The 15201-nt window shown below is 65.8% G+C and carries 18 protein-coding genes; 11 read left to right on the top strand and 7 right to left on the bottom strand.

The window, feature by feature from the left end; genetic code table 11:
* Positions 1–9: 9 nt before the first annotated feature.
* A complete protein-coding gene (locus H7F38_RS08295; protein ID WP_222618538.1) occupies positions 10–1323 on the bottom strand; it encodes a cellulase-like family protein in 1314 nt (437 codons plus the stop codon).
* A 118-nt stretch (positions 1324–1441) separates the two neighbouring features.
* Between H7F38_RS08295 and H7F38_RS08290 the strand changes: the two genes are divergently transcribed.
* From H7F38_RS08290 to H7F38_RS08275, 3 genes are all read left to right on the top strand, one after another.
* Positions 1442–2104 carry an AraC family ligand binding domain-containing protein gene (locus H7F38_RS08290; protein ID WP_187093667.1) on the top strand — a complete coding sequence of 221 codons (663 nt, stop codon included), beginning with the start codon at positions 1442–1444 and terminating at the stop codon, positions 2102–2104.
* A 3-nt stretch (positions 2105–2107) separates the two neighbouring features.
* A protein-coding gene (locus H7F38_RS26570) for an IS5 family transposase (RefSeq protein WP_370531250.1) occupies positions 2108–3104 on the top strand; the annotation gives its coding sequence in 2 pieces (ribosomal slippage) (positions 2108–2509 and positions 2511–3104; 996 coding nt in all).
* 38 nt (positions 3105–3142) lie between these two features.
* Positions 3143–3352 (top strand): helix-turn-helix transcriptional regulator, encoded by a 210-nt coding sequence (locus H7F38_RS08275; protein WP_255498290.1) that lies wholly within the window; start codon positions 3143–3145, stop codon positions 3350–3352.
* 185 nt (positions 3353–3537) lie between these two features.
* On the opposite strand, the gene H7F38_RS08270 is transcribed toward H7F38_RS08275, so the two are convergent.
* The 3 genes from H7F38_RS08270 to H7F38_RS08260 form a co-directional block, all read right to left on the bottom strand.
* Positions 3538–3876, bottom strand: coding sequence for a DUF1905 domain-containing protein (locus H7F38_RS08270; protein ID WP_222618537.1), 339 nt, complete (start codon positions 3874–3876; stop codon positions 3538–3540).
* Positions 3877–4044: 168 nt separating this feature from the next.
* Positions 4045–4662: an NADPH-dependent F420 reductase gene (locus tag H7F38_RS08265; protein WP_187093665.1), complete on the bottom strand. Its 618-nt coding sequence runs from the start codon at positions 4660–4662 to the stop codon at positions 4045–4047.
* 59 nt (positions 4663–4721) lie between these two features.
* Positions 4722–5456 (bottom strand): SDR family NAD(P)-dependent oxidoreductase, encoded by a 735-nt coding sequence (locus tag H7F38_RS08260; RefSeq protein WP_187093664.1) that lies wholly within the window; start codon positions 5454–5456, stop codon positions 4722–4724.
* A 126-nt stretch (positions 5457–5582) separates the two neighbouring features.
* Between H7F38_RS08260 and H7F38_RS08255 the strand changes: the two genes are divergently transcribed.
* The 4 genes from H7F38_RS08255 to H7F38_RS08240 all read left to right on the top strand — a co-directional run bounded on the left by H7F38_RS08255 (position 5583) and on the right by H7F38_RS08240 (position 8381).
* A complete protein-coding gene (locus H7F38_RS08255; RefSeq protein ID WP_187093663.1) occupies positions 5583–6179 on the top strand; it encodes a TetR/AcrR family transcriptional regulator in 597 nt (198 codons plus the stop codon).
* 167 nt (positions 6180–6346) lie between these two features.
* Positions 6347–7312 carry an aldo/keto reductase gene (locus H7F38_RS08250; protein WP_187093662.1) on the top strand — a complete coding sequence of 322 codons (966 nt, stop codon included), beginning with the start codon at positions 6347–6349 and terminating at the stop codon, positions 7310–7312.
* A complete protein-coding gene (locus H7F38_RS08245; RefSeq protein ID WP_187093661.1) occupies positions 7309–7701 on the top strand; it encodes a MerR family transcriptional regulator in 393 nt (130 codons plus the stop codon). Before H7F38_RS08250 ends, H7F38_RS08245 begins: the two co-directional genes overlap by 4 nt.
* A 335-nt stretch (positions 7702–8036) precedes the next feature.
* Entirely contained in the window at positions 8037–8381 is a 345-nt protein-coding gene (locus H7F38_RS08240) for a type II toxin-antitoxin system PemK/MazF family toxin (protein WP_187093660.1), read from the top strand.
* Positions 8382–8462: 81 nt separating this feature from the next.
* On the opposite strand, the gene H7F38_RS08235 is transcribed toward H7F38_RS08240, so the two are convergent.
* Positions 8463–9089: a GNAT family N-acetyltransferase gene (locus H7F38_RS08235; RefSeq protein ID WP_187093659.1), complete on the bottom strand. Its 627-nt coding sequence runs from the start codon at positions 9087–9089 to the stop codon at positions 8463–8465.
* Positions 9090–9481: 392 nt separating this feature from the next.
* On the opposite strand from H7F38_RS08235, the gene H7F38_RS08230 reads away from it, so the two are divergent.
* Together H7F38_RS08230 and H7F38_RS08225 are read left to right on the top strand one after the other, a co-directional pair.
* Positions 9482–10612, top strand: coding sequence for an NtaA/DmoA family FMN-dependent monooxygenase (locus H7F38_RS08230; RefSeq protein WP_187093658.1), 1131 nt, complete (start codon positions 9482–9484; stop codon positions 10610–10612).
* Complete coding sequence (locus H7F38_RS08225; RefSeq protein ID WP_187093657.1) at positions 10609–10965, top strand: hypothetical protein; 357 nt, start codon at positions 10609–10611, stop codon at positions 10963–10965. Before H7F38_RS08230 ends, H7F38_RS08225 begins: the two co-directional genes overlap by 4 nt.
* Before the next feature lie 150 nt (positions 10966–11115).
* Here H7F38_RS08225 and H7F38_RS08220 read toward each other — a convergent pair whose 3' ends face one another.
* A complete protein-coding gene (locus H7F38_RS08220; protein ID WP_187093656.1) occupies positions 11116–11265 on the bottom strand; it encodes a hypothetical protein in 150 nt (49 codons plus the stop codon).
* A gap of 125 nt (positions 11266–11390) precedes the next feature.
* Between H7F38_RS08220 and H7F38_RS08215 the strand changes: the two genes are divergently transcribed.
* Positions 11391–12635: an ISL3 family transposase gene (locus H7F38_RS08215; RefSeq protein ID WP_187090852.1), complete on the top strand. Its 1245-nt coding sequence runs from the start codon at positions 11391–11393 to the stop codon at positions 12633–12635.
* A 483-nt stretch (positions 12636–13118) separates the two neighbouring features.
* Entirely contained in the window at positions 13119–14363 is a 1245-nt protein-coding gene (locus H7F38_RS08210) for an ISL3 family transposase (RefSeq protein WP_187093655.1), read from the top strand.
* Between the two features lie 16 nt (positions 14364–14379).
* On the opposite strand, the gene H7F38_RS08205 is transcribed toward H7F38_RS08210, so the two are convergent.
* Positions 14380–15081, bottom strand: coding sequence for an alpha/beta fold hydrolase (locus tag H7F38_RS08205; protein WP_222618536.1), 702 nt, complete (start codon positions 15079–15081; stop codon positions 14380–14382).
* Between the last annotated feature and the right edge of the window lie 120 nt (positions 15082–15201).

Genomic DNA, 15201 nt, shown 5'->3' with positions numbered 1-15201 from the left:
AGGTGGACATCAGTGTTCGGCCGAACGCTGTCGGCCGTCCGTCAAGATCTCGTTGCACTGGCGCTGCAACTCGACGTCGGACCACATCGGATGGTGCGGTGCTGCATTCGAGCACACGACCGACCCCCACACCCCGACCGCGGCGGCGGCGCGGACGGCGAACCGGCACCACTCGCGACCCACCGGGCCCTCCTCGAAATTGCCGTGCACCGGCGTGTATCCGATCCACCCCTCGCCGAGCACCAGTGGAACGCCGTTGGTCTCGGCCCAATCGGCAGCCGCCCCGATCCATTCGGCGAGTTTTTCGCCCATTCCCCATCGGTAATCCGCGTAGTGATCGTAGAGGAACCTGTCGAAGGAGTCCGGATCACACCAATCGTGCAGATAGATCTCGGGCTTCCCGACGATCGTCGCAGTCAGCTTCCAGGCGTCCGCCTCCCCGAGGGTCCACGCGGCGAACCGGGGAGCCCCGGGGCGCAGCAATTCCGCGTCGGCGAGCTCCTGCGGAAAATCGTTGCCGTCGCCGCGCAGGTGGAATCCGGTGACCAACGCATCCAGTACTCCGTAGATGTAGGGATGAACGACCAGGACGTCCAGTCCGGTGGGCAGACCACGCCAACTGGTGATCGGAACCCCCGAATAGTTGACGGTGACCGCTACGTCCGGTTGCAGAGCATGAAATCGATCGATGCCGCGCTGCAGCCGCGGCCTCAGGGCGACCACCAGGTCCAGCTCGGGGTCCAGACCCTCGGTGAGATGCCCGCCCTGTACTTCGTTGTGCAGCTCGACGAATGCGACCCGGTCCAGCAGACCTTCGGTCCGCAGGAGATCGATGAGCTGGGAGTGCGATTGCGCCAGGACCTCGGGCCGAGTCTCCGGATCGACCGCCATCAGCGCGTCGAACCAGTCACGATCAAGGCTGAAAGCAGAGCTCTGCTGGTATTCCCAGCTGGACACGATGACGTAGCAGCCATGTCGTCGGGCCGCTCGGAACAGTTCGAGCAGATGGGCACGGGCATCGATGACGGTTGCGACCTTCACGTCGTACCAACGTGTTCGCCGGGCGTAGTTACCGCCCAGTGGGCCGAGCCGAAGCCCCCTGGTGTCCAGACCCGAACCGAACAGCAGGAAGGGCATCGCGCAGATCCGGACGGTGTTGTACCCGCGCTCGGTGGCCTGGGTGAACGCAAGGTCGAGGTCGGAGAACGGCTCGCCGGGACCTGTTCTGGTGTACCAGGTGAAGTCCCACAGCGTGACGGTCAGCGTGAGGGGCAGGTCGACGCCGATCCTGCGGTCGAGCCGGGACGACGGTCGGGTCGGCAACTCATCAGCGAGCACAAGGAGGAAACTAGCCCTGTTCGATACCCGCCGGAATGTCGAATCCCCTGGACTACCTGGACGAATCCATGGTCTTGGGTGCAAAGCTGGCATAATGGGCGCGGTGCCGATCCGTGAGGGGTTTCCCGGTCAACGACTGCTGGTGCTACCTCGTCCCTTGGCCAGGAGGGCGTTGACCATGCCGGGCACCGACCGGCTCCTGGTCACCGACTGCGGGCACTATCCGCATGCTCGCCGCCACGGTCACATCAGGCCGGACGGCGCGCATCAGGCCATCGTGATGATCTGTTCCGAAGGCGCGGGGTGGTGCCGACTTGGCGGCGGTGAGTACCGGGTCGAGACGGGGCAGGCTCTGATCATCCCCCCGGAAACCCCCCATGAATATCAGGCCGACGCCCAGGATCCCTGGACGATCTGGTGGGTGCACCTGGCCGGGGCCGATGTGCGGGGTCTGCTGGACGCGGCCTCGATCGACGTCCAGCACGTGGTCGTCGACGTCGGCGACATCTACCAGGCCGTAGGGCTGGTCGAGGCGATCATCCATCGCCTGCAACGCGACGAGACCCAACCCAACCTGTTGGCTGCGTCCGGGGCCGCCTGGTACCTGATGGCGTTGCTGGCGGCCGACCGCCGGCGAGGTCGACGGCGAGGATCCCCGGTCGAACAGGCCCAGCAGTATCTGCGGGACAACCTGACCGAACGAGTCTCCGTTGCGGAACTAGGGCGTGTCCCGCGGATCTTGGAGGTCGGTTCCGACAGACTCTGATTTGTGCAGAATCGTCATGATTTGTCGGATGAGCAGTGGGCCCGGTTGGAGCCTTTGCTACCGGATCGGACCCCGATTCGGGGTGGTCGGTGGGTCGATCACCGCAGGGTCGTCGACGGGGTGCTGTGGCGGACCAGGTCCGGTTCGGCGTGGCGGGATCTCCCGGAGTGTTACGGCAATTGGAAGACGGTGTACAACCGGCATCGTCGCTGGTCAGGGGATGGTACCTGGCAGCGGGTGCTGTCGATGCTGCGGGCGGACTGCGATCACGGCGATGTCGGTGAGTGGGCGTTGGGGGTGGATGCGACGGTGATCCGGGCGCATCACCACGCGGCAGGTGCCCGGCACGAACCGCCGAAGGACATCCCCGCCGCCGTCCTTGCCAGCGTCGTGTTGGAGGCTCCGATCAAGGCCCTCAAAGACACAGGGGGCACTATCGAACTACAAGAATTCTGCGGATCGGCCGCCGCCGGTCGTTGATCGGGAGGGTTTGGGGCGTAGCCGCGGCGGGGTGACGACGAAGATCCACATGGCGGCTGATTCGAAGTGTCGGCCGGTGGGGCGGGTCATCTCGGCTGGTCAGCGGCATGACGCGTTGGCGTTCACCGCGGTGCTGGCCGATATTCGGATCGTGCGCGGCCGTGATGGGCGGCCTAGGACCCGACCGGATCGGGTGTTGGCGGACAAGGCGTATTCCAGCGGCAGAATCCGTAAGTCGTTGCGGCGTAGGGGTATCAAGGCGACCATCCCGGAGCCGGTGAACCAGATCAACGGTCGCCTGTCCAAGGGTTCCCGTGGTGGTCGGCCACCCAAATTCGACAAGGAAATCTACAAGGACCGCAACACCGTGGAGCGGACGTTCAACCGGCTACGCGGCTACCGCGCGGTCGCCACCCGGTATGACAAACGGGAGTTCGTCTACCGAGGCACCGTCGACGTCGCCAGCATCGGAATCTGGCTCAGGCATCTAACGGAGAACGATCCACGGGACACGCCCTAGCCGCCCTGGCCGGCCTCAGCGCCTCCCACTTCGCCGATGTGTTCCGGCGCGAGACGGGCCTCGGGATCATCTCCTACCAGACCCACCTGCGAATGGCCAGGGCGAGGGAAATGCTCGACACCACCGGCGATCCGGTGGCCGTCATCGCCCAGTCGGTGGGCTACCCCGATGCGTTCTACTTCGCTCGTCGATTCCGATCGGTCCATCAACTGACTCCGAGTGAATACCGCGCCCAGTCCAAGGGTTGAGGTATCGCCCGTCGCTGTGGACGACCACGGAATCTCCACGCGGCTACAGGCTGGTGCGGGTCCATCGATCGGCCGTCGGCAGAGATCTCTGCGGTGTGCTGACGAGATCGGGTGTGGTGTCCCGTTCGAGGCACCCGAGCGGGACTTGTCGCCAGGCGGGTGTAGCGGGAGGCCTGGACCCCTACCTACGTGCACGACTGTGCACCATTCGCCAGACCTTTCGGTGCGGTTGTCTGGTTCAGTCGTTGGTCGAGGTGGACTGTGACGGCGTCGCCGGCCTGCTTGCCGAGGCGGCGGCGGATGGTGGCATTGACCGGGAGTTTGTGTGTGCCGTCACCGAGCGCCATGAATGAGCTGGTGAAGGGGAGGTCGTCGATGGTTCCGCTGACTTTGACCAGTCCGCGGGTAGCGAAAAAATCGGCGGAGCCGTCCATGACGACGTATGTCCAGCCGCCTTTGGCGGGACTCTGCGCGAGTACGGGCCCGAAGCCATAGCTCGCAGATAGGGATCGGTGACCGGTCACGGTTCCACCGGACTCAGCCGCCGCAAGTGCCGGAGTTCAACCCGACCTGCGCCGGCTTCCGCAGCGGTTGCACCGGCAGGCGGTCGACCGGCACCCGACTTCGAGTCCGGCGCCGGATCTACCGCCTGATCAACTGACCTGATCGCAGCCGTCGCCGGTCGAGATCCTTCAGAGAACCTCGGCGCGCAAGGCGACGTCGAAACCGGTGCCGTTGCGGGCCAGCCCCATCAGCAGGATGCCGGTCCATTCCAGGACGTAGGTCATGTCGAGCCCTCCGGTGTCGCGGGGCCGCATGTCCAGACTCTGCAGAAACGCTGCGAAACGTGTCTTCGCCTCGGCCTCGTCGCCGGCGAAGAACACGTCCAGGGGCTTGTCCGTCGCAATGACGCCGCCGAAAATCGTATTGAAGGCCTTCACGACGTGTGCGCTTTTGGGTGCGGCAGCGGCGATCTGCTGGGACACCGAGTTGCCCGCGTTCGTCACGATTCCACTGGCGTCGGCATTGAACGGGTTGGTGATGTCGACGAGGATCTTGCCGGCCAGCGCATCGCCGTAGTGGGCGACTACGTCGACCGCGCCGGCGTGGAGGACGGCCACGATGACGATGTCACCCGCCGGCGCTTGTCCGAACGTGCCGACGGTGGCTCCGTGGCCGATCTGGTCGGCGAGCGCCTGAGCCTTGGCGGTATTGCGGCTCATGAGCTCGATGGTGTGGCCGTGCTTCGCCGCCCGGGTGCCGATGGCGGTGGCCATGTTGCCCGAGCCGATGATGCTGATGGTGGTCATGGTGTGTGTTCCTCCGTTGATGTGTGGATCAGTTGGTTGTGGGGTGTTGCTGGGGCCGTTCAGACGACTGTCGTGCCGCCGTCGACCACCAGTTCCATGCCATTGACGTAGCTCGAGTCGTCGGAGGCCAGGAACAGCGCGACCGACGCGATCTCTTCGGGGCGGCCCATCTCTCGCCGCGGGATCACGGACTCGAACTGCGCCTTCAGCTGCTCGTCCATCACCGCCTCCATCATCGGCGAGGCGACCTGGCCGGGGGTCAGTACGTTCACGCGGATCTTCCGGTCCCTCAGCTCGGACACCCACACCCGTGCATAGGCGGGCAGTACGGCCTTGCTCGCTGCGTACACGCTCCATTCGGGGTAGCCCCTCAGCGAGGCGTTCGACCCGGTCATGAAGATCGATCCACCGTCGTTGAACAGTGGCAGCGCCTTCTGGACGGTGAACAGTGTGCCGCGTGCGTTCAACGAGAAGGCGGCATCGAACTGCTCCTCGGTGATCTCGCCGAGCTTGCCCTGTTCGCCCGTCCCGGCACTTGCCCACAAGATGTCGATCGCGCCCTTTTCCTGCCTGACCGCGTCGTACAGACGGTCCAGATCGGCGAGGTCGGACGAATCGGCCTGCACGCCGGTCACGTTCCGGCCGATCAGCTCGACGGCTTCGTCCAGCGCGTCCTTCCGTCGGCCCGAGATGAAGACGTGAGCCCCTTCGTTGACGAACAACTTCGCACCGGCCAGCGCCATACCGCTGGTCCCGCCGGTGATCACCGCAACCTTGCCATCGAGCTTTCCCATGAACACTCACTCCATCCAGTTGGCGCGATGTTATGTACACCGTTCGCCTTACCTAAGGTAGAGAGGAGTGGGAGGTGTGTCAAGCTATGCACACCGATCGGTACCGATTGGGGCTAAGCTATGGATATGACCGAGTTGGAGAAGGGGCCGCGGGGCTTGCGCCGCGGCCGGGGCGCACGAGAGCGCATCCTGAGCGCGTCACAGCAACTGTTCCGCGATCACGGCATCAACGGCACCGGCATGGACCAGCTGTGCGCGGTGGCCGAAGTGTCCAAACGTACGCTGTACCAGCACTTCTCCGGCAAGGACGAGTTAATCGCCGAGGGTCTACGCCGATTCGATCCCGACATTCTGCCCGAGGTGTTCGACCGCACGGACCTCACGCCCCGCGAGCGACTCCTCGCCGCCTTCGATGTCCACTCGCCCCTGTGCCCGTTCATCGCGGCGGCCGTCGAGATCCCCGACCCCGGCCACCCGGCACGCGTGCAGGCCCGCGACTACAAGAAAGCCTTTGCCGCCCGGCTCACCGATACCGCCCGCGAGGCCGGCGCCACCCACCCCGAACAGCTAGGCGAGCAACTGGCGCTCCTGCTGGACGGCGCTTCAGCGCGCAGCCGGGTCCTCGACACCGAGACCCTGGCCACCGCAGCAGCTATCGCGGCCGTCCTCGTCGACAACGCCATCCCCACGGCAGTGGTACCAGCCGGCACCAGTACTGTCTAGCAGCGTCGGCAAGGATACCGACGACGCCGTTCGGGGCGTCGCCGTCGGCGACGGCCGGACCCGGGGTGGCACTGTCCCGATTGGGGATCGGTCGACGAGAAGTTGTGTGCTGCTGATCGTAGATGTCGCGTTGACTTGGACCTTGGTCCAGGTGCGAAGGTCGTGGAATGGATCTGACAACAACCTCTTCAACGACGCACCACGTGGGCGCTCTTGCTGTCTCGGCCGTGGCGGTGGGCACCATGCATTTCGGGACGGCGGTCGATGCACAGACTGCCATGTCGTGTCTGGACGTCGCCGCCGAAGTGGGCGCGACATTTTGGGACACGGCCAACAACTACGCGCTCTGGTCCGGAGTCGGCGACGAATCAGAGACCGTCATCGGCGATTGGTTCACCTCTCGTGGTCCGTATGCCCGCGATCGGATCACGTTGGCCTCCAAGGTCGGCGCCCGACCTCGGCCCGGTCATTCTGACCTCGACCACGTCCAGGGGCTGTCGGCGCGCGCAGTACGCGATCAGGTCACCGGCAGCCTGCAGCGATTGCGTACCGATCACCTCGATCTGCTCTACGCCCACATCGACGACCCGACCGTGGCACTGGCGGAGACCCTGGGTGTGTTCGATGAGCTCGTCCAGGAAGGACTGGTGCGTGAGATCGGCGCCAGCAACCTGACTGCCGACCGCCTGAAGGAAGCCCTCCGCACGCCGTCAGGTCATCGTTACCGAGCCTTGCAACAACGGTTCACCTACCTCCCGATCAGACCCGGTGCAGACACCGCACCCCAAGTGGTGCTGGATCTCGAGACCGAGAGAATTGCCTCCTCCGCCGAGATCACCCTGGTCGGATACTCACCCCTGCTGTCGGGCGCCTACACCCGCACCGACCGCCCACTGCCCGCCGACTACAGCACCCAGGACTCCCGTCAGCGGTTGGACGCGCTGCGATCGGTTGCCGACGAGGTCGGACTGGATCCAGGCCAGGTCGTGCTGGCCTGGATGAACCAGCGCCCAACGCCCGTACTGCCCATCGTCGGGGTCTCCCGCCCTGAACAGGTCCGCTCGGCATGGCATGCCGTCACGCAGGTCCTCCCGGACCACCTCATCGCCCGCCTTCAGGCAGCGCGAGCATGACGAACGCCGACGAGCAGGATCAGCCGGCAGGTATCGGTGAGGTTGCAGCTCGGGTCGGCCTCGACCCCGACACCATCCGCTACTACGAACGCCAAGGCGTCCTCCCGCCACCGGACAGGGACGCCGGCGGGCGTCGTAGCTACGACCCCGGCGCCGTCCACCTCATCGAGGTGCTCCTCCATCTGCGCGATACCGGCATGCCGCTGGCCCGTATCACCGAATTCACCCACCTCGTCGCACGCGACCCAGCCGGGGTACACGAACGACTCGCGCTATTGAAAGACCACCGGGCCGAAGTCGCCGAGCGCATCCGCACCTGGACGACATCACTGCACGTCATCGACCAGAAGATCACCGACTACCAAGCCCGAGCCGACAACGACGAGTAAGCACCCCGACCACGACCCGCGCCCACTGATTCGGAATGTTCGGAATTGGCCACGAACGATGTCCAATGGTGGCGAGGCAGCCGTCTGAGCCTGACCGGCGGCTGCTTCGCACGCAATCTCGTCCTCGTGGTCATCCCGGGTTGTACTCAGGGAGTCAACACTGCAATCTCGCTCCCGGACGGCACCTTCGACCGCGCGTCCGCGCGAGCAGACGACCTCGGCAAATCTGTCACCCGACACATCGATGCTGCCCTCGATCAGCTCGAAGCAATCGATGAATCCTCGGTTGACGCAGTTGCCAAGGGCCACCGTGTCCTGGCTGCCGACGACGATGAATGGTGATCGAACGCAGCGGCTTGTACTGGGCCGAGATTGGCCCAGCCATCGGTAGTCGACCGGCCAAACACCGGCCGGTTCTGGTCATCCAGGGCTCGTCCTACGACGAAAACCGATGGGCGACCGTCCTCATCGCTGTCGTCACCTCCAACACCGCGTTGGCCACGATCCCCGGCAACACCTTCCTGCCGGCCGTGGTCACCGGTCTGCCCCGCGACTCCGTCGTGAACGTCGCCGCACTGGCCAAGTTGGACAAGACCGACCTGAAGGACTGGATCGGCACGACACCGCAGTCGCTCATGACTGAGGTCGACCGTGGGCTCCGCCGCGTCCCGGACCTATGACACCCAGCCCGGGGACCGGACCGCGCGGGCACGACCGTTCGTCGTTGATCGAGTCCCACAGACGGTTTCGGGCCATGGCGATCAGGGCCCCGCTGGTGGGGTCGACCCGCATGAGGGTGGACCGGCCGGTTCGGGCTTCGGCAGGATCATCGCGCGAACCGGCTCCTGCGACGAGGGCAGCCACTCTGGCCGAAACCGCCCTACCTCCTGCCAGCCCCGGTTCAAGTACAAGCTCACCGCGTCGAGGTGCCCGGCCACCACGTCCAGCACAGGTGCCCCACCGCCGGCCAGCGCCCGCTCGGTGGCTCGGGCCAGCAGCGCAGAACCTATGCCGCGCCGGGCCAGGCGACGATCTGCAAACAGCACACTGATGCAGCGCAACTCAATGATCGGGACACCGAGCGCTGCCGCCCACATGTGCCCGAGTTCGTCGCTGGCGACTGATTGGATCGCGACGTGGCCGACGACGTTGCCGGCCAGATCCGCAACCCAGGCCTCGATCTCGGTGGGACGACGGAGGAAGTGCTCGGGTCCGCGATCTGGTGGCCACTGGAACGGGTACTGCGTCTGAGCCTGCTGCCTGGCAAGAATGTCGATGAGCGGTGGTAGGTCGACGTCGCACCGACGTCGAATCTGCACGTTGGACACCACCCGAGTGTAGGAGAAGGCGGTTCCTACTTCGTCGACCAATTCGATGCGGCGACGCACCCACTGACGCTGCGCCCGGCAGCCCGCCGCATACCTGTCGAGGAGTTACGGAGGGCGTCATCGCACCGATGGTGCCCGCCTCGTGGTGAGTCGCCGGGGAGGGAACCTGCAGACTCGGGTGATCGTCGGAAGCAGGCGAGAACTTGTCGAAGGCTCGTGCTGAAGGGGTGGTGCCGTCATGACCGTGGGTTCCGAAAGTTCTGCGCTTCCTGTCTCGCCCCGCTTCCTCAACCTCAACGTCTTAGTGCGGGACTCCGGTTACCACGAGGCGGCGTGGCGGGTGGGGGCGGATGCGCCGGAGGTGGTCCTGTCGCCGAGCCACTACGTCGACATCGCGCGCACCGCCGAGCGTGGCGTGCTCGACTCCCCTGTTTCTCGCCGACACCCCCGGCGTGGCCGAATTTCGTTCGGAGTACCTGCCAGGGGCGGGCTTCGACCCGATCGATCTGTTGTCGGCCCTCTCACTGGCCACCGAACACATCGGTCTGATCGCCACCGCGTCCACCACCTACAGCTACCCGTGGGACATGGCCCGACGGTTCTCCACCCTGGATTTCCTGAGCCGGGGCCGGGCGGGTTGGAACATCGTGACCACCGTCGAGGGCGCCGTGGCCGGCAACTTCGGCGACGTCCCGCATCCGCCGCGCAGCGACCGCTACGAACGGGCGGACGAATACGTCGAGGTGGTGCTGTCGCTGTGGGATGCGTGGGCCGATGACGCCGCCCCGATGTCCAAGCTCTCCGGCCGCTGGGGTGACCGCAACCGGATCCGTCCGCCGCGCCACCACGGCACCCACTTCGACGTGGACAGCTATCTGCCGTTCCCGCGATCGCCCCAGGGACATCCGTTCCTGACGCAGGCCGGCTCGTCACCGGCCGGTGTCGCGCTGGCGGCGAAGTACGCGGACGCGGTGTTCACGCCGCAGCGAGACCTTGCCTCGGCAATCAGTTTCCGGTGGAGCGTCAGGGACCAGGCCGCAGCGGGCGGCCGTCATCGTCAGGAAGTCCTGCTCTGGCCGGGGTTGTCGTTCCTGCTGGGCAGTACCGAGGCCGAAGCCGCGGCGCTGAAACAGGAACTCGAGGACGCCTCCAGCCCGGAGTTCCGGTGGCGCAACTTCGCGAACTTCGCCGGATTCGACTCCAGCGTGATCGATCCCGATGTGCCACTCCCGGCCGAACTCCTGGAGAGTGCACCCAGGAGCAGCTTCGCGGCGTCGCTGTTCCGGATGGCCGAAAACCGGGAGGCGAGCTTTCGCGATGTGGCACAACAGTTCTCGACGCTACCCGGCGGTCTCGACTTCACCGGTACCCCCGAGGGGATGGCAGATCTGATGACGCAGTGGTTCCGGGCCGGCGCAGCCGACGGGTTCACCATCATGCCGAACATGTTGCCCAGCCAGCTGGATCTGTTCGTCGACCACGTGGTGCCGATCCTGCAGAAACGGGGAGTCGCCCGCACCGAATACAGCGGCCGCACCTTGCGCGAGCACGTGGGACTCCCACACCCCGGTGGTCGGGCTTGACCCGAGTGCGGGTATTCGCGACGGCCCTGACGGTCGCTCTGTTGGTCCTGTTCGTCGGTCCCGGTGTGTGGGCCGTGGCCGCGGCTGTGGCCCCCGCACCGCCGTCCACACCGACTCCGTTCGATGCAAAGTCGGCCATTGCTGCGCTCGGCTCCCGGTCCATCGTCCGGATGGCGGGCGCACCGGCCTCGTTCGACCAGGCGCAGATCAGCGGGCGGATCCGCGGGACAGACGTCAAGCTCCTGCTCGTGCCGTTCCAGCCCTATTCCGCCGAGGCGGACCGGGAGGCCGAGAGGGCGCAGGAATCCATCGGTGGTCGGTCAGCGGTCGCACGCGGCGAGCAATGCCGGTGAGTCGGGTGATGGGTGCGCGCGTTCAGGGTCGTCCGTGCATGGTCACAGAGCGGTCAGCCAACGGTTCGTGATCTGCACCGCGCGCTCGGACAGCAGCGGCCCGCCGTGACCTTCGGTCTTTTCGATGATCAGCTCACTGCCTGGCCACCGTCATTGCAGCTGCCAGGCCGTGCCAGCCGGACCACTGACGTCACGACGACCATGCAGCAGCGCTCCCGGGATCCCGGCCAGCCGGTGCGCGTTGTCCAGAATGCGCTGCGCGCCGGGCAGGAAGCAGTCCTGCGACCAGTAATGGGTCACCAGGGTGGCGAAATTGGGCTCTTGTGACGTTCTCGTGGGTGGTTTGACCCCTGGTTGTGGGCGACACACCGGGCTGCGTATAGGTTCTGGCTTATCTAGGGTCAGTCACTATCCAGGAGCACGGTGTGCGCGGTGTAACGATATGGCGAAAGCTGCTCGGTGTCGAGCAACTGCAGGTGTGCGATGTGGCGTGGGAGGAGGCCGACGACCGGCAGGTGCTGGTCGTTTCGGTGCGTGCGACGAAGGGCGCCCGGAGTAGGTGCAGTCGATGCCGGCGTAGACGGCCGGGCTATGACCAGGGCGGCGGAACCCGGCGGTGGCGGTCGCTGGACTGGGGGTCGACGATGGTATTCCTGCAGGCTGCGGCTCCGCGGGTGAACTGCCGGACGCACGGGGTGGTCGTCGCGGCGGTGCCGTGGGCCCGACCCGGCGCGCGGGCAACCCGAGCGTTTGAGGACCAGTGCGCGTGGTTGGCGGCGCACACCGCTTCGTCGGTGGTGGCGCAGTTGATGCGGACGTCGTGGCGGCACGTGAGCGCAATCATCGAGCACGTCGTCGCCGACGGTTTGGCCGGCCGGGACGTGCTCGCGGGGCTGCAGCGGATCGGCATCGATGAAATCTCCCACCGCAAAGGCCAGCGGTATCTGACGTGCGTGGTCGATCAAGACTCCGGCAGATTGGTGTGGGCCGCACCGGGCCGCAACAGCGACACCCTGGGTCGGTTCTTCGACGAGCTCGGCCCAGAACGGGCGGCGGCGTTGACGCACGTCTCGGCCGACGGGGCGCAGTGGATCCACGACACCGTGACGGCCCGCGCGCCGCAGGCGGTGCTGGGATTGGATCCGTTTCATATCGTGGGGTGGGCCACCCGGGAGTTGGACAAGGTCCGTCGTCAGACGTGGAACACGCTGCGGGGTAGGAGTAGCTCTGCGCAGGCGTCGTCGGTGAAGGGCAGCCGCTGGGCATTGCTGAAAAACCCGGCGGACCTGTCCCCGGAGCAACGCGGGTCGGTCGCCTCGATCGCCCAGACCAACCGGCATCTGTATCGGGCGTATCTGCTGAAGGAGCAACTGCGCGCGGTGTTCCAGGTCAAGGGCCAGGCCGGCCGTGAACTGCTGGCCGGCTGGATCGCCTGGGCCCGCCGCTCCCAACTGCCCGGGTTCATCGCCCTGGCCGCAACGTTGAAGCGGTTCCAGCAGCTGATTTGGAACACCCTGATCCACCACATGAGCAACGCCCAATCCGAGGCCACCAACACCCACCTACGGGCCTTGACCCGCAGGTCGTACGGCTTTCACAGCCCAGAAGCGTTGATAGCCATGGCAATGCTCACCCGCGGCGGGTTATGCCCGCCGCTTCCCGGACGCTAAACCACCCACGAAAACGTCAGGAGACCCTGAAATATATCGATAGTGCGTCTGCGGGGCCTCGTCCACCAGACCGCACTGCGACGTGAGAGGTGTTTCGGTCACTACAGGTGAGCTGGTGCATCGACGACTTCGAACGAAGCGACACGGAACCCCGGACGCTTTCCCGCGACAGCCGACCCGTACCGGAATCGGTGACGGTATCCAGAGCCGTGGATTTGCCCGGTCGAACATCCGCGGGCAGAGATTATGCAGCGGATTCTGGCCGGACTTTGGCAGGATTTTGGCAGAGTTCGGCCGCGTTCGTCCACCCTTCTGCAAAGTGCGGCGATGATACAAGAGTTGCGCGGTCGTCAACGATTAACGCATCAAAGTTAGGCTCTTGTGACGTTCTCGTGGGTGGTTTGACCCCTGGTTGTGGGCGACACACCGGGCTGCGTATAGGTTCTGGCTTATCTAGGGTCAGTCACTATCCAGGAGCACGGTGTGCGCGGTGTAACGATATGGCGAAAGCTGCTCGGTGTCGAGCAACTGCAGGTGTGCGATGTGGCGTGGGAGGAGGCCGACGACCGGCAGGTGCTGGTCGTTTCGGTGCGTGCGACGAAGGGCGCCCGGAGCAGGTGCAGTCGATGCCGGCGTAGACGGCCGGGCTATGACCAGGGCGGCGGAACCCGGCGGTGGCGGTCGCTGGACTGGGGGTCGACGATGGTATTCCTGCAGGCTGCGGCTCCGCGGGTGAACTGCCGGACGCACGGGGTGGTCGTCGCGGCGGTGCCGTGGGCCCGACCCGGCGCGCGGGCAACCCGAGCGTTTGAAGACCAGTGCGCGTGGTTGGCGGCGCACACCGCTTCGTCGGTGGTGGCGCAGTTGATGCGGACGTCGTGGCGGCACGTGAGCGCAATCATCGAGCACGTCGTCGCCGACGGTTTGGCCGGCCGGGACGTGCTCGCGGGGCTGCAGCGGATCGGCATCGATGAAATCTCCCACCGCAAAGGCCAGCGGTATCTGACGTGCGTGGTCGATCAAGACTCCGGCAGATTGGTGTGGGCCGCACCGGGCCGCAACAGCGACACCCTGGGTCGGTTCTTCGACCAACTCGGCCCAGAACGGGCGGCGGCGTTGACGCACGTCTCGGCCGACGGGGCGCAGTGGATCCACGACACCGTGACGGCCCGCGCGCCGCAGGCGGTGCTGGGATTGGATCCGTTTCATATCGTGGGGTGGGCCACCCGGGAGTTGGACAAGGTCCGTCGTCAGACGTGGAACACGCTGCGGGGTAACAGTAGCTCTGCGCAGGCGTCGTCGGTGAAGGGCAGCCGCTGGGCATTGCTGAAAAACCCGGCGGACCTGTCCCCGGAGCAACGCGGGTCGGTCGCCTCGATCGCCCAGACCAACCGGCATCTGTATCGGGCGTATCTGCTGAAGGAGCAACTGCGCGCGGTGTTCCAGGTCAAGGGCCAGGCCGGCCGTGAACTGCTGGCCGGCTGGATCGCCTGGGCCCGCCGCTCCCAACTGCCCGGGTTCATCGCCCTGGCCGCAACGTTGAAGCGGTTCCAGCAGCTGATTTGGAACACCCTGATCCACCACATGAGCAACGCCCAATCCGAGGCCACCAACACCCACCTACGGGCCTTGACCCGCAGGTCGTACGGCTTTCACAGCCCAGAAGCGTTGATAGCCATGGCAATGCTCACCCGCGGCGGGTTATGCCCGCCGCTACCAGGCCGCTAAACCACCCACGAAAACGTCAGGAGACCCCGAAATTGAGCCGGAACCGCGGGTCGTCGTGCAGGAACGGGCCCGTTGGTCCAGTACTCCCGAGGCTGACGTGGATGTTCTCCCAGCGGTCCCATTCATCCGCCGCGACGGCCCGGACGGCCGGATCCGGATCCCGGAGCAGGTGGGCGTAGCCCTCGACCGGCCTGCCGGACTCTGCGCAGCCGACGTGGTCGGCGAAGCGGTACCACGCCTCGGGGAACACCACGCCGATGCCGGCCGTGATCCAGTCGATCTCCGCCCGTGCACCACTGGTGACCGCGTACAGCAGCACCGCCGAGCAGCGTTCCGGATGGCTGATCGCATAGGCCAATGCGAGGGTGGATCCCCAGGAGACGCCGTGCACCAGCCACTTGGTGACACCGAGACGCTCGCGGAGCGCTTCGATGTCGGCAACCATCATCTGAGTGGTGTTGTCCTGCAATGTCTCCAGCGAATCACATGCCCACGGCGAACTGCGACCACTACCGCGCTGATCGAACCCGATGATGCGATAGCCATCCGGGTCGAAGCGACGCCGGTACCCGCCCGTGACGGTGCCGTGACCGCCCGGGCCACCGTGCAGGTACAGAGCGGGTCGACCAGCCGGATTGCCGGCGGTTTCCCAGTACAACCGCGTCCCGTCGGGGCGGTCGAGGTAGCCGGACTCGTATGGATCGATGGGTGGGAACACCCGATGGACCCTAGCCAACCGCCCCGTCCACCACATCACCGGTGATCACGTCGTCGCGCAAACCCTGGGGCCGCCACTGACGTCGGGCTCACCGAAGCACCGAAGGGCTGGGCCTTGTGA

The sequence above is a fragment of the Nakamurella sp. PAMC28650 genome, from assembly GCF_014303395.1.
Lineage (GTDB): Bacteria > Actinomycetota > Actinomycetes > Mycobacteriales > Nakamurellaceae > Nakamurella.
Note: the sequence above shows the minus strand (reverse complement) of the source record. Positions and strands in the feature narration are given on the sequence as shown.